19 protein-coding genes are annotated in these 19,103 nt (G+C 38.3%); 15 read left to right on the forward strand and 4 right to left on the reverse strand.

Going from position 1 to position 19,103, the window contains the following annotated elements; all coding sequences use genetic code 11:
- Positions 1-5: 5 nt before the first annotated feature.
- From GKE48_RS11245 to GKE48_RS11260, 4 genes are read left to right on the forward strand one after another with little or no spacing between them, the layout of a single operon-like run.
- Complete coding sequence (locus GKE48_RS11245; protein WP_154301100.1) at positions 6-872, forward strand: GDSL-type esterase/lipase family protein; 867 nt, start codon at positions 6-8, stop codon at positions 870-872.
- Positions 872-1,582, forward strand: coding sequence for a tRNA (guanosine(37)-N1)-methyltransferase TrmD (trmD, locus tag GKE48_RS11250; RefSeq protein ID WP_154301101.1), 711 nt, complete (start codon positions 872-874; stop codon positions 1,580-1,582). Before GKE48_RS11245 ends, trmD begins: the two co-directional genes overlap by 1 nt.
- A 44-nt stretch (positions 1,583-1,626) precedes the next feature.
- Complete coding sequence (locus GKE48_RS11255) at positions 1,627-3,423, forward strand: sensor domain-containing diguanylate cyclase (RefSeq protein ID WP_154301102.1); 1,797 nt, start codon at positions 1,627-1,629, stop codon at positions 3,421-3,423.
- Entirely contained in the window at positions 3,416-4,117 is a 702-nt protein-coding gene (locus GKE48_RS11260) for a 3'-5' exonuclease (RefSeq protein WP_154301103.1), read from the forward strand. The genes GKE48_RS11255 and GKE48_RS11260 overlap by 8 nt, the downstream gene beginning before the upstream one ends.
- A gap of 11 nt (positions 4,118-4,128) precedes the next feature.
- Here GKE48_RS11260 and GKE48_RS11265 read toward each other — a convergent pair whose 3' ends face one another.
- On the reverse strand, positions 4,129-4,758 hold the full coding sequence (locus GKE48_RS11265; RefSeq protein ID WP_022099048.1) for a tetratricopeptide repeat protein: 630 nt from the start codon (positions 4,756-4,758) through the stop codon (positions 4,129-4,131).
- 51 nt (positions 4,759-4,809) lie between these two features.
- Between GKE48_RS11265 and GKE48_RS15110 the strand changes: the two genes are divergently transcribed.
- The 6 genes from GKE48_RS15110 (at position 4,810) to trmL (ending at position 8,595) form a co-directional block, all read left to right on the forward strand.
- On the forward strand, positions 4,810-4,917 hold the full coding sequence (locus GKE48_RS15110; protein WP_194173946.1) for a synaptobrevin-B: 108 nt from the start codon (positions 4,810-4,812) through the stop codon (positions 4,915-4,917).
- A gap of 84 nt (positions 4,918-5,001) precedes the next feature.
- On the forward strand, positions 5,002-5,943 hold the full coding sequence (locus GKE48_RS11270; protein ID WP_154301104.1) for an AIR synthase-related protein: 942 nt from the start codon (positions 5,002-5,004) through the stop codon (positions 5,941-5,943).
- A 19-nt stretch (positions 5,944-5,962) separates the two neighbouring features.
- Positions 5,963-6,445 carry an Lrp/AsnC family transcriptional regulator gene (locus tag GKE48_RS11275; RefSeq protein ID WP_022099050.1) on the forward strand — a complete coding sequence of 161 codons (483 nt, stop codon included), beginning with the start codon at positions 5,963-5,965 and terminating at the stop codon, positions 6,443-6,445.
- Positions 6,442-7,602, forward strand: coding sequence for a pyridoxal phosphate-dependent aminotransferase (locus GKE48_RS11280; protein ID WP_022099051.1), 1,161 nt, complete (start codon positions 6,442-6,444; stop codon positions 7,600-7,602). Before GKE48_RS11275 ends, GKE48_RS11280 begins: the two co-directional genes overlap by 4 nt.
- Positions 7,603-7,616: 14 nt before the next feature.
- Positions 7,617-8,090: a chemotaxis protein CheX gene (locus GKE48_RS11285; protein ID WP_154301105.1), complete on the forward strand. Its 474-nt coding sequence runs from the start codon at positions 7,617-7,619 to the stop codon at positions 8,088-8,090.
- A gap of 7 nt (positions 8,091-8,097) precedes the next feature.
- Positions 8,098-8,595, forward strand: a complete 498-nt coding sequence (gene trmL, locus GKE48_RS11290; RefSeq protein WP_022099053.1) for a tRNA (uridine(34)/cytosine(34)/5-carboxymethylaminomethyluridine(34)-2'-O)-methyltransferase TrmL — start codon at positions 8,098-8,100, stop codon at positions 8,593-8,595.
- Positions 8,596-8,639: 44 nt separating this feature from the next.
- On the opposite strand, the gene GKE48_RS11295 is transcribed toward trmL, so the two are convergent.
- From GKE48_RS11295 to GKE48_RS11305, 3 genes are read right to left on the reverse strand one after another with little or no spacing between them, the layout of a single operon-like run.
- Complete coding sequence (locus GKE48_RS11295) at positions 8,640-10,064, reverse strand: HAMP domain-containing sensor histidine kinase (RefSeq protein WP_154301106.1); 1,425 nt, start codon at positions 10,062-10,064, stop codon at positions 8,640-8,642.
- Positions 10,065-10,094: 30 nt separating this feature from the next.
- On the reverse strand, positions 10,095-10,796 hold the full coding sequence (locus tag GKE48_RS11300) for a response regulator transcription factor (RefSeq protein ID WP_022099057.1): 702 nt from the start codon (positions 10,794-10,796) through the stop codon (positions 10,095-10,097).
- Between the two features lie 21 nt (positions 10,797-10,817).
- Positions 10,818-13,181, reverse strand: a complete 2,364-nt coding sequence (locus GKE48_RS11305) for an endonuclease MutS2 (RefSeq protein WP_055216322.1) — start codon at positions 13,179-13,181, stop codon at positions 10,818-10,820.
- A 181-nt stretch (positions 13,182-13,362) separates the two neighbouring features.
- On the opposite strand from GKE48_RS11305, the gene GKE48_RS11310 reads away from it, so the two are divergent.
- The 5 genes from GKE48_RS11310 to GKE48_RS11330 all read left to right on the forward strand — a co-directional run bounded on the left by GKE48_RS11310 (position 13,363) and on the right by GKE48_RS11330 (position 19,095).
- Positions 13,363-14,607: a S1C family serine protease gene (locus GKE48_RS11310; protein WP_154301107.1), complete on the forward strand. Its 1,245-nt coding sequence runs from the start codon at positions 13,363-13,365 to the stop codon at positions 14,605-14,607.
- Positions 14,608-14,624: 17 nt separating this feature from the next.
- The gene (locus tag GKE48_RS11315; RefSeq protein WP_154301108.1) at positions 14,625-15,569 is read left to right on the forward strand and encodes a 3'-5' exoribonuclease YhaM family protein; all 945 of its coding nucleotides are present in this window, start codon (positions 14,625-14,627) and stop codon (positions 15,567-15,569) included.
- Entirely contained in the window at positions 15,559-17,025 is a 1,467-nt protein-coding gene (gene rlmD, locus GKE48_RS11320) for a 23S rRNA (uracil(1939)-C(5))-methyltransferase RlmD (RefSeq protein ID WP_154301109.1), read from the forward strand. The genes GKE48_RS11315 and rlmD overlap by 11 nt, the downstream gene beginning before the upstream one ends.
- 151 nt (positions 17,026-17,176) lie before the next feature.
- On the forward strand, positions 17,177-17,383 hold the full coding sequence (locus GKE48_RS11325) for a helix-turn-helix domain-containing protein (protein ID WP_012740063.1): 207 nt from the start codon (positions 17,177-17,179) through the stop codon (positions 17,381-17,383).
- A gap of 194 nt (positions 17,384-17,577) precedes the next feature.
- Complete coding sequence (locus GKE48_RS11330) at positions 17,578-19,095, forward strand: DUF1538 domain-containing protein (protein ID WP_243138501.1); 1,518 nt, start codon at positions 17,578-17,580, stop codon at positions 19,093-19,095.
- The last annotated feature ends 8 nt before the right edge of the window (positions 19,096-19,103 follow it).

The following is a 19,103-nucleotide window of genomic DNA, read 5'->3' on the forward strand; positions in this document are numbered from 1 at the left end:
TTATAATGGAATCATATAATTCTAATAATGATAAACCAAAGATTAGTCTTAACCGCAAGAAAAGAATGTGGAACAGATACAGAAATTATATTGCCGGACTGGCAGTGTTAGTCGTGGCAGTTATTATAGTTGCAATAGTTTTAAAGAGCTGTAGTAATAAGAACAGCGACAGGCAGGATGATACTAAAGTAACAACTTCTCCTGTACAGCAGGAGAGTACAGCACCGGTAATACAGGAATCTAAGGAGCCTGCTGAGAACGTAACCGGGCAGACAACAGCAGCTGCTTCAGGCAGGACTTTATCTGTTTCAGGTACACCGGAGACAGTGGATTATACATCTTCATCGGCATACAGCAAGGCTGTATTTATTGGTGATTTTGTTGTAAGTGGTATTTCACAGTTTGGTTTTCTTCCTGATGCACAGGTTATAGCATCTAATTCAATGACAAGTGACAAGCTTACAGGATATCTTGACAGTATCGTATCCCAGTCACCTGATTCAGTGTATATGATGGTTGGTATTAATGACCTTAATTATGGAAGCAGATCTGTAGATGATATATATAAGTATGAGAAGGAATTTATTGAAGCAGTCAAGAGTGCAGTGCCGGCTGCTGATGTATATGTTCTTTCTGTACTTCCGGTAAGCCAGAGATTTGAATCTTCAAGCAAGGTTAAACAGGCTAATATTGATTCACTTAACAATAAGTTTTCAGAGAATGCGGCTTCACTTGGGATAACTTATATTGATGTTGCATCTGTTTACAAGGATGGCTCAGGATATTTTGGATCATCTTATACAGACAGTGGATACAATCTTAAGAGTGGATATTATGCATTTTTACTTAATGGAATTGCAGGAGTGAAGTAATGGATTTTCATGTAATGACATTGTTTCCTGATATGATTATGGATGGACTTAATACAAGTATAACCGGACGTGCAATTAAAGCGGGAGTTATGTCCGTTAAAGCTTATGATATCAGAGAGTATTCTAATGACAAGCATTTAAAAGTGGATGATTACCCTTATGGAGGTGGCGCAGGAATGGTTATGAGAGCTGCTCCTGTGTGTGATTGCTATGAGGATATTGTAAGGAACATTGGAAAAAGGCCAAGAGTGGTTTATATGACTCCTCAGGGCTATACATTTACACAAAGCATGGCAGAGAAGTTTGCCAAAGAGGATAATCTGGTTATTCTTTGTGGACATTATGAAGGAATTGATGAAAGAGCATTGGAGAATATAGTTACAGATTTTGTATCTATAGGTGATTATGTTCTTACGGGAGGAGAGCTGCCGGCAATGGTTGTCATTGATACGGTTTCAAGACTTGTTCCAGGAGTTCTTAATAATGAAGAATCTGCTGAAACAGAGAGCTTTTCAGATGGTCTGCTTGAGTATCCGCAATACACAAGACCAGCAGATTATAACGGGAAAGCTGTTCCAGAGGTGCTTTTATCAGGTCATCATGCTAATATTGAAAAGTGGCGACATGAAAAGTCACTGGAGAGAACTAAGAAATACAGACCAGATCTGTATGAAACATATGTAAAGGAACATCCTGATGAATTCAGGTGAATTAGGGAGAGGGCACTATCAATTATAAAGCAGAGGTTTAAGCTATGGTAGATTTGTTTAAAACTGAGACTGTTAATTCGGACATTCTTATCGATGAGACAATGTCAATTGTAACAGCAGATGAAAATTTTGAAGCAATTTCAGGCAATAATGCACTTTTCGTATATACAAGATATATACATCCTGATGATGTCAGCAGATTCACAGAAGCGTTAAAGGATTACGCTGAATCTGGTAAGTTTATTGTTGTAAGAATGTTATATCAGACAGGCGAATATCACTGGATGCTTACAAGAATTACAGATGGTGGGGTATCTGAGACAAGAGGTCATATGTATGACATTAATATTATGGATGCCGCATTAATTACTACACAGATAGATAACCTTAATTCACAGATTGAGAGATATTCAAGTTATCTTGGCATGTGTGAAAATGTTCTGTTTTCTTATGATATACTTAACGATGACTTTAATGTATTTATGACATCAGATGGACACCAGACTTTGTCTTTTTACCGTGGAACATTAAATGCATGGGAAGAAGATAAGATAAAGATTGATGCACTTGGGCTGAATGAGGTAAAAGAACTTGATGGATTCTGCAAGGCACTTGCTAATGGTGAGAAGTTATTCAAGCGGGAGATTACTATCAATATACTTAATAAGCCTGGAAGACTGGATAGATGTCTTGCAAGAGGTAATACTATTGTTGATGCATATGGAAACAGTATTGTTATAGGTACTATTATAATACTTGAGAGTTCAGATAATCATGTAGTTGAAGAACTCAACATAATATCTGATATGAAGGATCCGGGTACAGACCTGCTTAACAAGCGTGCTATTACTGATTATGTAAGAAAGCTTATAGATTCACAGCCAGGACACACTGTAACAATTGCTATTATTGATATTGATGATTTTAAGACTATTAATGATACATATGGACACATGTTTGGTGACGAAGTTCTTTGTAAGGTTGCAGATATCTTAAGAGATGCAGTTGGAAGCAGAGGATTGTGTGGAAGAATTGGCGGAGATGAGATGTTTATCATTATGGAAGGACTTAATGATAACGAGGGTATAAGGAATGTTTTAAGAACGATACGCAATAATACAAAATGGCTGTATCATGATGATCCGCGTAATATTAAGATTACATGTTCAATTGGTTCGGCAACTTATCCTAATGATGCCAAGAATTACGATGAATTATTTAAGATAGCAGATAAGGTCCTGTATCTTGCTAAAGAAAAAGGTAAGGACAGATATATCATTTACCATGAGGATATTCATAGGGAATATGTATATGGAATGGGAAGGATTGTTGACCTTAATGATAAAGTGTTTTACAAGTATCATAAGATGGAGATTGTTAATACCATTATCAGGGAATACAAGGAAGCTGATGACGCAAGAAGAAAGGAACTGATAGATAATGTGGCAGTAGCATTTAATATTAATACTATTGCAATATATGACAGAACTGAGCTGACAAAGCATATTCTGTATGGTGACCAGCGTATGACAGATGATGACGGAAGCTTTTTCAAGGAAGATAATTATATTCCCAACTTTAGGGAAGATGGCATATTTGTAATAGATAACATCAACTATTTTGAAACAAAGGCTCCTGCAGTATATAAAGTGTATTCTGAATACGGAATTGTTCAGGCAGTCCAGTACATTATCGGTGGAGATATTAAGAAGAATAACAATATTATTTCTTATGGAAGATATAAGCTTGATAAGAAATGGGCAGAGAGCGACATGAATTTCCTTGCTATTATAGGTGATTACATAGGAAGAGTATTCCTGAAAGAGAGAAAACATGATTAACAGATATGTTGCACTGGATGTTGAGACTACAGGTCTTAATCCGGCTGTTGACAGAATTATTGAAGTTGGAATGGCAAGAGTGGAAGATGGTCAGATAACACAGAAGTATTCTACGCTTGTGTATCCGGGAATAAGTGTAAGTGAGCGCATAACAGAGCTTACAGGCATACATAATGAAGAACTGGCAGGTAAGCCGAGAATTGAAGAAATTATAGGAGACATAACACGTTTTATAGGTGACTGGCCAATACTTGGACATAATGTTACATTTGACTTCAGTTTTCTTAAGAGAGCAGCAGTCAATAATGGATATACTATTACTGATGATGGAATTGATACATTAAAGATTGCCAGAAGGCTTCTTCCGGAGCTGGAACATAAGAATCTGTCTTTTTTGTGCCAGTATTTTAATATTGATCCGGGAAGGTCACACAGGGCTTATGATGATGCAGTGAGTGCAAGTGTACTTTATGGGAAATTAGAAAAATTAAAGCCAGAAGATAATAGTTTCAGCAATACTACGAAGCTGGTATACGTTGTAAAGAAAGATTCACCTATAACGCCGCCTCAGAGAAGATATCTTGCAGCTCTTGTAGAAAAGCACAATATTAATCTGGAGATTCCGGTTGAAGAGATGACCAAAAGCATGGCGTCAAGACAGATTGATACAATAATAGCACAGTATGGAAAATAATTCGTACTGTGCTATTTTAGCATATTGTTAAGCTGCTCAATAATATTATCACGGCTGAGACTTTTAAGCATTCCAGCTTTTTCTTTTAGTTTTCTGATATCGTCAAATCTGTCTGTTGCAGCATATATTATTGCAAGGTCAATGTAGTTTGAGGATATATCTGAGCCAATGCTGATTCCGTACTCAAGGAATGAAAGAGCATCAGCTGTGTCGTTGTTATCAATAAGCGCATGACCTAATGAAGCGATTGCTTTTATGAGTGTAGTGAAATTGTCATCATATTCAGTAAGCTCTGTAAGATTAGCAGCTCCATATGACAGCTTAAGCTCAGTGTTGCTTATTCCGGTAAGGTTAAGTATTTTCTTATCTTTAAGTCCTGTAATTGTGTTGTATGAACGCATCATGCCAGAATTATTGGAAAGTAACTGGTTAAATGTTTCATTACCGGAATTAATCAGTGGAAGATTATCCGGAATTGATATATAATTAAGATTGCTAATGTCCTTACGGCGTACCTGATTGGCTCTTGATTCACGTTCAAGGAATTGCTGATTTCTTGATTTGTGATTCCTGGAGCTTCTTTTTATGGCAAACTGAAGGATGATTATGAGTATGATAAAATATGGCAGTATAAAATGCATGAATATATTCCTTTTCGTGTAGCCCCGCTGCTTAATTGTGTGGAGGTAATTATGATTAATTTCAATAATAAGAAAACAAAAAGATGCTTTACCGGAATACTTATATTGATACTGATTGTAGCAATGGTTGTTCCTATGGTTGCATACCTTATACCTTAATATTGAATTGCTTCACTGAAGAAGCTATATAAGAGTATAGAATTATTAACAATTTTATGCAACATTTTTGGAGAGATAAGTGATATGAAAAGAGGAAAAGTGTCTGATACAATTCTTGACAGGTCTGTTTTCAAACTGCTTGGCAGGAGAGGAAATACTTCAAAACCGGCATATGGACAGGATGCGGCGCATATACATAGTCAGGGATGGGATACGCTTGCAGCTGCTGCAACAGGAAGTCTGGCTGTATATAGGGCAGTTAATAACATAAGTGCAGCAGGTGGTGCGGCTGATTGTATTATGAATACAATTATAATAGATGAGAAATCAAGGGAAATACGTCTTAAGGAGATAATAAAGGAACTTGACAGACAGTGTCAGGTTGTTGGTGTAGGAATTGCAGGAGGTCATACTACAGTATGTCCGAATGTTAACAGTCCGGTTGTTTCTGTTACTGCAATTGGGCATAAGCTCAGAACACATCAGAAAGCTGTTGCAGGGCAGGATATTGTTATGACAAAGCATATAGGAATGAGTGGTATTAGAACTGTTATATCACACAAAAGGGATGAGATACTTAATGTTTTGCCAGAGGACGTTATTAATAAGGCATTTGCTGCTGATGAAGAACTCATTATAGCTAAAGAGGCACAGATATTTATAAAGCAGAATATTGACGGGGCAATGCATGATGCATCGGAAGGCGGCATATTTGCGGCACTGTGGGATATGGCCGAATATTCAGGTACAGGTCTGGATATAGATTTGAGGCATATTTCCGTAAAACAGGAGATAATTGAAATATGTGAATTATTTAATATCAATCCATATATATTGGATTCTATGGGATGTTTGTTAATGACATGTGAAAATGGATGTGATATAGTAAATACAATGAAGCAGAATGGAATTGAGGCCGCTGTCATTGGTAAGATAACTGATGGTAACAACCGGATTATTCACAATACAGAGGAAGACAGATATTTAGGGCTTCCTGAACAGGATGAAATATACAGATTTATATAATTAGCAGGAGGATTGCGTTATGAGAGAGAAGATTCTTGATGTTCTTGAAAAGAATGGAAGGATAGACCTTAAGGAGATGGCTATTATGCTTGGCTATTCTGAAGCAGAGGTTGCCAATGAAATAGCGGATATGGAGAAGGAACATATTATCTGCGGATATAATGCGGTCATTAACTGGGATAAGACTAGTGAAGAGAAAGTAACAGCACTTATTGAGGTTAAGGTTACTCCACAGAGAGGATTAGGTTTTGACAGTATTGCAGAGCGCCTGTACAAATATGATGAAGTAACATCAGTTTATCTCATGTCAGGAGGCTTTGACTTTACTGTTATTATAGAAGGCAAATCAATGAAGTCAGTGGCTCAGTTCGTCGCGGCGAAGCTCGCACCATTAGATTCAGTCCTTAGCACATCTACACATTTTGTGCTTAAGAAGTATAAGGACTATGGAACAATAATAGAGGACGAGGCTAAAGACGAAAGGATGCTGATTACACCATGAGAAACCCATTATCACAGAAAATAACAGGCATACAGCCATCAGGAATAAGAAAATTCTTTGATATTGTAAGTGAGATGCCTGATGCAATTTCGTTAGGAGTAGGCGAACCAGATTTTGATACTCCATGGAATGTAAGAGAAGAAGGAATATATGCCCTTGAGAAGGGAAGAACATTTTACACATCTAATGCAGGTCTTAAGGAATTACGAGAAGAGATATGTAATTACCTTGCAAGAAAGATGAACCTTCATTATGATCCTATGAAGGAAGTACTTATAACAGTAGGTGGAAGTGAGGCAATTGATGTTGCATTAAGATGCATGTGTGACCCAGGGGATGAAGTGCTTATACCACAGCCAAGCTATGTATCTTATCTTCCATGTGCAATTATGGCTGATGCAAAGCCAGTGATAATAGAACTAAAGGAAGAGAATGAGTTCAAGCTTACTAAGGAAGAGCTGCTTGCCAGTATAACAGATAAGACTAAGGTACTTGTTATGCCATTTCCTAATAATCCAACAGGTGCTGTTATGACAAGGGAGGAGCTTGAAGAGCTTGTACCTGTCATAATTGAGAAGGATATATATGTTATATCAGATGAGATATATTCAGCACTTACATATAATGGAGAGCATTGCTCAATAGGAAGTCTTCCAGGGATGAAGGAGAGAACTATCGTTATTAATGGTTTTTCTAAAGCATTTGCAATGACAGGGTGGAGACTTGGATATGCGTGCGGTCCAAAGGAAATTATAAGCCAGATGACTAAGCTTCATCAGTTTGCAATTATGTGTGCACCTACTAACAGCCAGTTTGCTGCAATAGAAGCTCTTAAAAACTGTGATATGGAAGTTAATAAGATGGTTGAAGCTTATGACCAGAGAAGAAGATATCTCATGCATGCATTTAAGGAGATGGGACTTGACTGCTTTGAGCCATTTGGTGCATTTTATGTATTTCCTTCAATTAAGAAGTTTGGCTTATCTTCGGAAGAATTCGCAAACAGACTACTCAGGGAGCAGAAGCTGGCTGTTGTTCCTGGAACAGCATTTGGTGACTGTGGTGAAGGTTTTTTACGAATATCATATGCTTATTCAATTGACAACCTTAAACAAGGTCTTGAAAGAATAGAAAAGTTTATTAATACACTGAAGTAGGGAGATGAATGAATATGGCAGAGATTAATGTCAACCATATTAATCCATTTCTGATGGCAGCAGGCACAATATTGCGTGATGCCTGTCAGATGGAGATGAGTATAGGAAAACCATATGTTAAAACAACTGAATTTGGAGAGGATTCAGTTATAATTATGATAGGTATTACAGGTGAGATGAGAGGTCAGGTCATGATAGCCATGAAGATTACCAAGGCATGTGAGATTGCATCAAAGATGATGATGGGGATGCCGGTTCCAGAGCTTGATGAGATGGCAATGAGTGCAATAAGTGAACTTGGTAATATGATAATGGGTAATGCAGCGACTATTCTTTCAACTAAGGGAATTGGTATTGATATTACCCCACCTACATTATGCCGTGGAGCTATGAAGATTTCGCAGACATATGCCAGGAATATATGTATACCGATGTCTAGTGATGGTAGCATGGTTCTGGAACTTGATATTGCAGTAAAAGGTGACTGATAAGGATATGATTAATATAGTTTTACATGAGCCGGAGATGCCGGCTAATACAGGTAATATAGGAAGAACATGTGTGGCAACAGGCGTAAGGCTGCATCTTATAGGACCATTAGGATTTCAGATTAATGATAAGATGTTAAAAAGAGCCGGACTTGATTACTGGGATAAGCTTGATGTTACTGAGTATGATGATTATAAGGATTTTCTTGCTAAGAATCCGGGTGCTAAGGTGTATATGGCTACAACCAAGGCACATAAGACATATACAGAAGTTAATTATGAAGAAGACTGTTATATAATGTTTGGAAAGGAAAGTGCAGGAATACCAGAAGAGATACTTGTTGATAATGAGGATACATGTATCAGAATTCCTATGATAGGAGATATAAGATCACTTAATCTTTCTAATTCAGTGGCAATCGTTCTTTATGAAGCACTCCGACAGCATAATTTTTCACACATGAATTGCGAAGGACATCTTCACAGACTTAACTGGAAGGAATAATAATAAAACACACGGACATACAAGTTACGCATGTCCGTGTGTTTTTATTTTGCAAGTTCAAGTGTGAATATGAATTCTGTACCGACACCTACAGTACTTACAACATCGATATTCTCACCATGTGCCTGAATAACTTCCTTGGTTATTGAAAGACCAAGACCGGAGCCTTTCTTGTCACGGCCTCGTGAAGAGTCTGATTTATAGAATCTGTCCCAGATTTTATCAATATCTTCTTTGGCAATTCCGCAGCCTGTATCCTTAATGGATATCTGCGCTTTCTCGCCCTTTTCCTTGACTGTTATGTATATGTAAGAATTTTCTTTACTGAACTTAATGGCGTTGTCTATAAGATTATATATAACCTGCTGGATTCTGCCCTTGTCTGCCTTAACATTCTGTACACTGTTAGCATATGTAATATTGAATTTAATGCCCTTCTTCTTGCATGTTCCCTCGAATGTCTCAACAGTGTGTCTGATTATTGAATTAAGGTCAAATGTTGATATATCAAGTCTTACTGACTTAGGATCGAGTTCATTAAGAGTAAGAATATTACTTGTCAGCTTAGTGAGTCTTTCGGTCTCAAAAAGCATTATACCTATATATTTATCAAGCATTTCAGGTGGAATAGTTCCATCCTGGATAGCTTCCAGATATCCCTTGATAGAAGTAAGCGGAGATCTGAAATCGTGAGATATATTAGACAGGAACTTCTGCTGGAATTTATCTGATTCATTAAGCTGTGAAGCCATGTAATCAAGAGACATTCCAAGACGTCCAATCTCGTCATTATGCATAGGTTTAACGTGGTAGGAAAGATTACCTTTACTGTATTCGTTAGTTGCCCTTGTGATTTCTTTAATAGGTCTGTGAACCTGAAAGAAATATAGAACAAGGAATGCAGATGACAGAATAAGTACAATTGCAAGTGTAAGATAATTTGTGTTAAATGTGTCATAAACGCGTTCAACGATGGCAGATTCAGGTATATTAATAACAACATAACCCTTAATTTCGAAGGAGTTCGAGATAGGCGAAAAAACACTTAATGCAGGTTCGGAAAACAGTCCGTAAAAATCCCATAAAATATCGTGTTTTCCTTTGAGGTCACCATAGTCAAAATCATTGATTGAGAATAAAATCCTGTCCTCATTACTCTTGTCCGTGGAACTGTTGTTAGTATCAAGAATAACATCACCAGAAGGAGTAATGAACATAATTCTGGTGTCGTTAAATGTGGATAATGATTTCATTTCAAGTTCTATTCGTCTCAGCTTGGATTCTGCAAGATAATCAAGAGCATATTCGTTTGCTATTTCATTAGCCTGAAGATACAGTCTGTCAGAATAATAATTGTATATGTGCTTATAATCTGCTTTATAACATATTGTTGATACAAGAATAAAACTGATTACACATATAGCTATATATATGAAAATGTGTTTGCTGAGTGTACTGAATCCTTTCAATGTTAGTCTGCCTCCCTTGTTCTGCCCTTTTTATTTAGTTACGAACTTGTAACCAATTCCCCATACTGTTTCAATATTCCAGTGGGCATGATCTTTGATTTTCTCACGGATTCTCTTAATGTGTACATCAACGGTTCTTGTATCTCCGATATATTCATATCCCCATATATTGTCAAGAAGCTGTTCTCTTGTAAACACCTGATTAGGAGCAGAGGCTAAGAAATATAAGAGCTCAAGTTCCTTAGGCGGCATCTCGACATTTTTGCCCATATAATTAACCGAATAATTATCGAGGTTGATAGAGAGGTCGGGGTAATTGACACATTTGGCATTAGAAGAATCAACACCGATACTCTGAGGCATATGGTATCTTCTAAGCACAGCCTTTACACGGGCAACCATCTCTTTAGTTTCAAAAGGTTTGATAATATAGTCATCTGCACCAAGCTCAAGTCCTAGTACCTTGTCAAATGTTTCGCCCTTGGCGGAGAGCATAATTATAGGAACATTGTTATTCTTTCTTATCTCACGGCACACCTGATAGCCGTCAATACCGGGAAGCATGAGGTCTAAAAGAATGAGATTGGGCTTGAATACAGAAAGCTCAGACAGAGCACTTTCTCCATCATACACAATCTTTGTTTCGTAACATTCTTTTGTAAGATACAAAGATATAAGTTCTGCAATATTTTCATCATCATCTACAATAAGTATTCGCTGTTTAGATGCCATAATAATATCCCCCAATAATAATTATTTGAAATCAACAATAGTTACACCAGCATCACCCTCGCCGATTTCGCCGAGGCGGAAGCTCTTTATATATGGAACACCGCGAAGATAAGCGGTTACACCGTTTCTTAATGCGCCGGTTCCTTTACCGTGAACGATACGGACCTGTGGAATCCTGGCAATGTAAGCGTCATCAAGATATTTATCAAGGCGGGCAACAGCCTCGTCAACTGTACAGCCGAGAAGATTAATCTCAGTTGATATTCCTGCTGACTTGCTCATCTTAATCTTACCGGAACCGCCAGCAGCCTTTGATGGAGCTTCCTTTGGCTCTTTATAGTCTGAAAGAATTTCAAGATTCTTGATATCAATCTTAGTGCTTAATGCACCTACTTGAACAGTAACCTGCTTCTTGGCTGGATGAATTGCAGAAACAGTACCGGAAACATTCATAGTAAGAACTTTTACATGCATGCCTGTCTTGAATTCAGATATATCATGTGCCTTGTGTGCTTTAACCTTGGCAGGCTCTACCTTTAACTTTGCCTGATTCTTATTCATCTTCTCACGGACAGCAGTACGGTGCTTTTCAAGCTCAGCAACTGTCATTCCGTGCTTGTTCATGGCTTTGATAGTTTCATCTGCGAAATCCTTGGCATCTTTTAAGATGGCAGCAGCCTGTTCATTGGCCTTACGGATAATGTTGTCAGTTCTTTCATCAAGCCTTTCATTCTTAGCCTGAAGCTTTTCTTTAAGAGAGGCAATCTCAGCCTTATAGCTTTCAACCTCAGCCTGCTCCTTCTCAAGAGAAATTCTTGCATGCTCAAGGTCAGATACGATATCTTCAAAATGTACATCTTCCGCGTTAAGTCTTTCTGATGCGTCAGAGAGAATATAATCAGGAAGTCCGAGTTTCTTAGAGATTGCAAATGCGTTACTTTTTCCCGGAATGCCTATAAGCAGTCTGTAAGTAGGACGGAGCGATTCAACATCGAACTCACAGCTTGCATTTTCAACACCTTCAGTAGAAAGCGCATAAAGCTTGATTTCACTGTAGTGAGTTGTTGCCATGGTTGTAACACCGCGCATCTTAAGGTCATTAAGAATTGCGATAGCAAGGGCAGCACCTTCTGTAGGGTCAGTTCCGGCACCAATCTCATCAAAAAGTACAAGGCAGTTTTCATCAGCTTCTTTAAGAATCTTAACAGTGTTGGTCATGTGTGATGAAAATGTACTTAAACTCTGTTCAATACTCTGCTCATCACCGATATCAGCATATATATTCTTAAATACGGCAATGTCTGAATGGTCAAGAGCTGGGATGAATAAACCCGACTGTGCCATAAGTGTAAGAAGTCCTACAGTCTTTAAAGAAACAGTCTTACCACCTGTGTTAGGACCAGTGATGATTAGAAGCTTAAAATCTGTTCCAAGATAGATGTCAATAGGAACAACAGTATGTGGCTCGATAAGTGGGTGACGTCCTTTTTTGATATTGATAATTCCTGATGTATTCATGACCGGACGGCTTGCATGCATATGTCTGGCAAGCTGCGCCTTTGCAAATATACAGTCAAGTTCGACAAGTATTTCATAATTACACAGAAGCTCCTCAGTATGTTCACCGGCTTTCACACTTAAGTCAGCAAGAATAACTTCAATCTCTGCTGCTTCCTTAAGCTCTAACTCACGGATATCATTATTGAGCTTTACAACTGCTGCAGGCTCAATAAAGAGAGTAGAACCAGTAGATGACTGGTCATGTATCATACCAGGAAATGCTGACTTATATTCAGCTTTAACTGGCAGACAGTAACGTCCCTGTCTTGTGGTAATAACATAATCCTGAAGATAAGTCCTGTAAGTAGGAGAATTAAGCAATTTGTTAAGTTCAGAATGTATTCTGTCATTGGCTATTGATTTGCTTCTTCTGATACTTCTTAAGTTGGAACTTGCGTCATCACTTATCTCATCTTCAGAGATAATACATTTCTTAATCTGGGAATTGAGAGTATCAACAGTTGCAAGGTTTTCAAGCATCCCTGATATAGAATCCTCACGATGCTCATAGTAATCCTTAACATGCTTTGCACATGAAAGGATGGCACTTATATTAAGAAGTTCTGATATATTAAGGGAGCTTCCAACCTTAAGTCTCGCAACAGAAGCACGTATATCCTTAGTCTGGCTGAAATCAACAGTACCTTTCTGAAAAATTCTTGAAAGTGCATCATTAGTCTCATCGAGACGTAAGTTGATGTCTGTTATATCAGTCATAGGCTTTAAGTTACGAAGTATTTTCTTAGCTCCGTCACAGCATGCATATGAAACAAGCTGGTCGGTAATTTTATAAAATTCCAAAGTGGATAAAGATTTCTTATTCACGAAAGACCTCCAAAAACTAAAAACAATCTTTTCATACTTTATAAGTTTACAGCATTTAAGGGAAAAAAACTATATTTTGCTTATAAATATTTACATGTAAGTCATAAATTGTTCATAATCGTAATATAAACTATGATATAATTGTATTCATAAGAGACGAAAATTACATAAGGAGTCCGAAATGGGAACTAATGAAGATGATAAGGAAAAGTATGACCTGTATACAGAACAGGTAGTTCTTCATCCGGCTAAGAAATACAAGTGGCTTATAAGAATAGGCAAGTTGCTGCTTTTTGCTGTTTCTGTCGTAATAGCGGCAACTTTGTTTATGGTATTTTTATATCCGGTATTACAGAAAAGGATTGAAGAAAAGAATAAGGACAAGAATGTCATATATATCCAGAAGGATAATTACATACTTGCAGAGAACCAGACGGCAGAATATTCAGATATATTGACAGAGAAGGACCTGAAAGATAATTATGAGGCTGCTATGGCAGCTCTTCGCGCAAAAGTTGAGGATGTTAATAAATGTGTGGTTTCTGTTGACATAGAACAGCCATTTTCTAATGTTCCGACAATTGAAAGCAGTCAGACAGAGGTGGCAGGACTTGTGGTTGCCAATGTTAATTCAACATATCTTGTGCTTACAAGTTCAAGCCTTTTAGAACCTGGAATGAATTATATAGTAAGGCTTTCTGATGAAGTCCAGACAGAAGCTGCATTTGTATGCAGAAATACAGCTTCAGGAATAGGAATTGTGAGTATTAATGCATCTAAGCTTACAGCTGAACAACGTAACAGTATCGCAGTTGCGCAGCTGGATAATTCTTATATGGTAAAGCAGGGAGATCTTGTGATTGCATCAGGAAAGCTTTATGAGACTTCGAAAGGCGTGTCATACGGAACAATTGCAGGTTCTAAGGTTGAGTATAGTAAAGACAGCGGTTATGAGGTTTTTGAGACAAGTGTAAGTATTACGGCGGGCGGTTTTGCCATATTGTTTAATTCTGAAGGAAATGTAGTTGGTGTATCTAAGGCTTCAACAGATACAAGTTCGAAATTCATTGGAATATCTGACCTTAAGGCACAGATTGAGACTATGATTAATGAGCATGGAATCATGTACTGTGGTATTACAGGACAGAATGTAACAGAGGAGCTTGCAGCCAAATACGGACTTCCGAGAGGTGTATACATATCTAATGTGGATATTGATTCGCCTGCTTATTATGCAGGATTGCAGGCAGGAGATGTAATTAGTGCAATTAATGGACAAAGTGTTTTGACAATTCAGCAGTTTAGTGAGAAACTATATCAGTGCGCTGATGGAGAAGCTATGTATGTGACAGCTATGAGGCAGGGAAAAGATGGCTATTCAGATGTAGCATTTTCAGTAAGTGTACAGCTAAAACAACTTAATTAACGGAGGCAGAAGGATTTATGCGTTATATAGAGACTCTTAAAGATGGTGAGAGAATTTCAGAGGTATATCTGTGCAAATCAAAATCAATAGCACTTACTAAGACAGGCAAGGAATATGCCAATGTAATGCTTGCTGATAAGACAGGACAGATTGACTCTAAGATATGGGACCTTAATTCAGGCGGAATTGCTGAATTTGATGTTAATGATTATGTTGCGGTAACAGGACAGGTAACAAGCTATAACGGAGCATTACAGTTTAAGATAGAGAGAGCAAGAATTGCATCAGAGAATGAATATGTTGCAGCAGATTATGTACCATCTTCAAGATATAATATTGATAATATGTTTGCAGAACTGATGAAGTATGTAGACAGTGTTAAGAGTACATATATGAAGCAGCTGTTATATTCTTTCTTTAAAGATGAAACATTTGCAAAGAAGTTCAAATGTGTATCAGCAGCCAAGACAGTACATCACGGTTTCGCTGGCGGATTGTTAGAGCACAGCTTAAGTGTTACAAGATTATGTGACAAGATGAGCAGCAACTATGATTTTCTTAACAGGGATCTGCTTATAACATGTGCAATGCTGCATGATGTCGGCAAGGTTAAGGAATTATCTGAATTTCCTAAGAATGATTACACTGACGAGGGTAATTTCTTAGGACATATCGTTATTGGATATGAGATGGTTATGGAGAAGGTTAAGCAGATAGACGGATTCCCTGATATGCTTGCAATGCAGATTGGACACTGTGTACTTTCACATCACGGAGAGCTTGAGTACGGCTCACCTAAGAAGCCGTCAATAGCAGAGGCTGTCGCATTATCTATGGCTGATAATATGGATGCAAAGCTTGAGACATTAAGGGAAGCACTTGAAGCCAAGGATACCAACGACTGGCTTGGTTATAACAGATGGCTTGATTCTAATATAAGAAGGACAACTAATGAGTTTTAAGAAAGATGATAAAGTAACATTTGTAATAGAAGATATAGGAACCGGAGGAGAGGGTATCGGCAAGGTTGACGGATATACCCTCTTTGTTAAGGATGCGATAATCGGCGACAAGATTGAGGCAAAAATTATTAAAGCCAAGAAAAATTACGGCTATGCAAGGCTTGAAAAGATTATTGAGGCTTCATCTGACAGAGTGACTCCTGCCTGTCCTGTCGCAAGACAGTGCGGTGGCTGTCAGATTCAGCAGATGAGTTATCAGGCACAGCTTAGATTTAAGGAAAAGCTGGTTGACGATAATCTCAAGCGAATCGGTAAGATAGAAGGGTATGAGTTTTTTCCGGCAATCGGAATGGAAGAGCCTTTCAGATACAGAAATAAAGCGCAGTATCCGGTTGGAACTGCCAAAGATGGAAGCATTGTGATGGGCTTCTATGCAGGAAGAACGCACTCTATTATCTCATGTACAGACTGCAAGATTGGTGCTGTCGAGAACCAGTATATTCTTGCTGTGATAAAGAGCTGGATGGAGTTCAACGGTGTTGCACCATATGATGAACAGACCGGAAGAGGGCTTGTGCGTCATGTCCTTATAAGAACAGGCTTCCACACAGACGAGATAATGGTCTGTCTTGTTATTAACGGCACTAAGATGTCTGATAAGTTAAAGGAATCACTTGTAGGACGTCTTACAGAAGTGTCGCTTGATTCAGATATAAGTACAGACAAATGCATCAGATCAATTATGCTTAATTTCAACACGGAGAACACTAATGTTATTCTTGGCAGACAGTGTGAGACTCTGTGGGGAAAAAGCTATATTGAAGATTATATTGGCGACATTAAATATCAGATATCACCGCTTTCGTTCTTTCAGGTTAATCCAAGACAGACTGAGAAGCTGTATGGAAAAGCCCTTGAATACGCAAGTCTTACAGGCAATGAGACTGTATGGGACTTATATTGCGGAATAGGAACAATATCGTTATTCCTTGCCAAGAATGCAAGAAAGGTATATGGTGTTGAGATTGTTCCGCAAGCCATAGAAGATGCTAAGAACAATGCGGCAATTAACGGCATTGATAATGCTGAATTCTTTGTTGGAAAGGCTGAGGAGGTCGTACCGCATTTTTATGAAGAAATGGCGCGGCTGGCAGCAGACACATCTGCAACCGAAGCTCAGCGTGAGGAAGCAAGAAAGAGCATTACTCCTGATGTTGTAGTCGTTGACCCGCCAAGAAAGGGCTGCGACGAGTCGCTTCTTGATACTATTGTCAAGATGTCGCCTAAGCGTATCGTGTATGTAAGCTGCGATTCGGCAACACTCGCCCGTGACTTAGGCCTCCTTGCGGCTAAAGGTTACAAGACTGTTAAGGTGCAGCCTGTGGATCAGTTCTCGCATACGGTGCATGTGGAGAGTGTGGCACTGATTTTGAAAGAACAGCCGGCAATTGATTAATGTTGTAGCATGAAGGTATCATTGCACAGAATAGATGCTCAAAATTAAAAGAGAAGTATGTGATTGAAATAAAGCATACGACAAAACAACGCATTGCGTAACATACAAGACTATGTTACAATAATAAAAATGCATTAAGAGGGGATATATTATGACTATAGCAGAGACAATAAAGCAGCTCAGAGAAAGCGTTGGAATGACTAGAAAAGAATTTTCACAGCACACAGGTATTCCTGTGCGTACATTAGAGGACTGGGAGGCATCAAGAAGAACTCCACCAGAATACATTCCACGGCTGATTGCATACCAGTTAAAGTATGAGGAACTGCTCAGAGAGAAAGAAAATGACAATTTATAATTGAGTTTTAATTTATAAAAAGTGTTCTGATCCGGGCACTTTTTATAAAATTTTAAGTAGCCAGTACAATTATTAGATGTTAATATATTACTATGTAACCCGAAACTGATATTTAAGAGCGAAGGGAGATTTTATTGAAGGCTGGATTATTAAGGACACAATTTAGTTACCAGAATACAGTGGTAAGAGAGAAGATGAAGGAAAAGACAAAGGAGTCTGTTAGTGCGGTAGTACCGATAATGCTTATAGTGTTGCTTCTTGGCTTCACAATAGCACCTCTTTCACCTAGTATACTGGTTGAATTCATTGTTGGAGCCGTGCTGGTTATTATTGGCATGGTGTTTTTTTCTTTAGGGGCAGAATTGTCCATGACGCCAATGGGTGAAAGAGTTGGCGGAAGTATGTTAAGGACTAAGAAATTATGGATGATTGTAGCAATTGGATTTATTCTTGGAGTTATAATTACGATTTCTGAGCCGGATTTGCAGGTGCTTGCAGGACAGGTGGCAGCAGTTCCTAATATGGTGCTTATATTATCTGTAGCAGTTGGAGTGGGTGTATTTCTTGTTGCTGCACTTTTAAGAATACTTTTTGGAATACCGTTAGCGCCGCTTCTGCTAGTGTTTTATGCAATTGTTTTTGCACTTGCGATGTTTGTTCCTAAGGATTTTCTTGCAGTTGCATTTGACTCAGGCGGAGTAACGACAGGACCGATGACTGTACCATTTATAATGGCTCTTGGTGTGGGTATTTCTTCTATCCGAAACGATAAACATGCCGGCAATGATAGTTTTGGCCTTGTATCATTATGTTCAATCGGTCCAATACTTGCAGTTCTTATTCTTGGAATGGTTTATAGTACAGAGGGTAATTTTACAACAACAGCAATTTCTGAAGTAAGCGATTCTGTTGAACTTGGTAAGCTATTCCTGTATGAGATACCGAAATATCTGAAAGAAATAGCACTGTCACTTCTTCCGATAGTTGTATTTTTCGGAGTGTTTCAGATATTTGCTCCAAAGATGAATAAGAAGTCGCTTATTAAGATATGCGTTGGACTTGTGTATACATATATTGGACTTGTACTTTTTCTTACAGGTGCTAATGTTGGATTTATTCCAGCAGGTAATTATCTTGGTTCAGTGCTTGCTTCATTATCATTTAGATGGATTATCGTACCTACTGGCATGATAATAGGATATTTCATTGTTAAGGCAGAGCCTGCTGTATATGTGCTTATGCATCAGGTAGAAGAACTGACATCAGGAAGCATATCAGGCAAATCAATGCAGATAAGTCTTTCTGTAGGTGTTGCAGTATCTGTTGGCCTTTCAATGATAAGAGTGCTGACAGGCATCTCAATATTATGTTTTCTTATTCCGGGTTATGGAATAGCACTGATACTTACGCTTTTTGTTCCTAAGATATTCACTGCCATAGCATTTGACTCCGGAGGAGTTGCGTCAGGTCCGATGACAGCTACATTTTTACTGCCACTGGCACAGGGAGCATGTCTCGCAGTAGGCGGTAATATTGTAACTGACGCATTCGGTGTTGTTGCCATGGTTGCCATGACACCTCTTATAACTTTGCAGATACTTGGTGTTATATACAGAATCAAGGACAGCAGGAGAGCAAATGTGCCACAGACTGTTACACCTATTGTGGATATGTTTGCAGAGCTTTCAGATGATGCGATTATTGAATTATAGAGGTAGAT

The sequence above is a fragment of the Lachnospira eligens genome (assembly GCF_009680455.1).
GTDB lineage: Bacteria > Bacillota > Clostridia > Lachnospirales > Lachnospiraceae > Lachnospira > Lachnospira eligens_A.

What these genes read in the sequence shown, in the direction of transcription:
- GKE48_RS11245 (WP_154301100.1), top strand. Translation starts at nt 6, where the DNA reads ATGGAATCATATAATTCTAATAATGATAAACCAAAGATTAGTCTTAAC.
- trmD (WP_154301101.1), top strand. Translation starts at nt 872, where the DNA reads ATGGATTTTCATGTAATGACATTGTTTCCTGATATGATTATGGATGGA.
- GKE48_RS11255 (WP_154301102.1), top strand. Translation starts at nt 1,627, where the DNA reads ATGGTAGATTTGTTTAAAACTGAGACTGTTAATTCGGACATTCTTATC.
- GKE48_RS11260 (WP_154301103.1), top strand. Translation starts at nt 3,416, where the DNA reads ATGATTAACAGATATGTTGCACTGGATGTTGAGACTACAGGTCTTAAT.
- GKE48_RS11265 (WP_022099048.1), bottom strand. Translation starts at nt 4,758, where the DNA reads ATGCATTTTATACTGCCATATTTTATCATACTCATAATCATCCTTCAG.
- GKE48_RS15110 (WP_194173946.1), top strand. Translation starts at nt 4,810, where the DNA reads ATGATTAATTTCAATAATAAGAAAACAAAAAGATGCTTTACCGGAATA.
- GKE48_RS11270 (WP_154301104.1), top strand. Translation starts at nt 5,002, where the DNA reads ATGAAAAGAGGAAAAGTGTCTGATACAATTCTTGACAGGTCTGTTTTC.
- GKE48_RS11275 (WP_022099050.1), top strand. Translation starts at nt 5,963, where the DNA reads ATGAGAGAGAAGATTCTTGATGTTCTTGAAAAGAATGGAAGGATAGAC.
- GKE48_RS11280 (WP_022099051.1), top strand. Translation starts at nt 6,442, where the DNA reads ATGAGAAACCCATTATCACAGAAAATAACAGGCATACAGCCATCAGGA.
- GKE48_RS11285 (WP_154301105.1), top strand. Translation starts at nt 7,617, where the DNA reads ATGGCAGAGATTAATGTCAACCATATTAATCCATTTCTGATGGCAGCA.
- trmL (WP_022099053.1), top strand. Translation starts at nt 8,098, where the DNA reads ATGATTAATATAGTTTTACATGAGCCGGAGATGCCGGCTAATACAGGT.
- GKE48_RS11300 (WP_022099057.1), bottom strand. Translation starts at nt 10,796, where the DNA reads ATGGCATCTAAACAGCGAATACTTATTGTAGATGATGATGAAAATATT.
- GKE48_RS11310 (WP_154301107.1), top strand. Translation starts at nt 13,363, where the DNA reads ATGGGAACTAATGAAGATGATAAGGAAAAGTATGACCTGTATACAGAA.
- GKE48_RS11315 (WP_154301108.1), top strand. Translation starts at nt 14,625, where the DNA reads ATGCGTTATATAGAGACTCTTAAAGATGGTGAGAGAATTTCAGAGGTA.
- rlmD (WP_154301109.1), top strand. Translation starts at nt 15,559, where the DNA reads ATGAGTTTTAAGAAAGATGATAAAGTAACATTTGTAATAGAAGATATA.
- GKE48_RS11325 (WP_012740063.1), top strand. Translation starts at nt 17,177, where the DNA reads ATGACTATAGCAGAGACAATAAAGCAGCTCAGAGAAAGCGTTGGAATG.
- GKE48_RS11330 (WP_243138501.1), top strand. Translation starts at nt 17,578, where the DNA reads ATGAAGGAAAAGACAAAGGAGTCTGTTAGTGCGGTAGTACCGATAATG.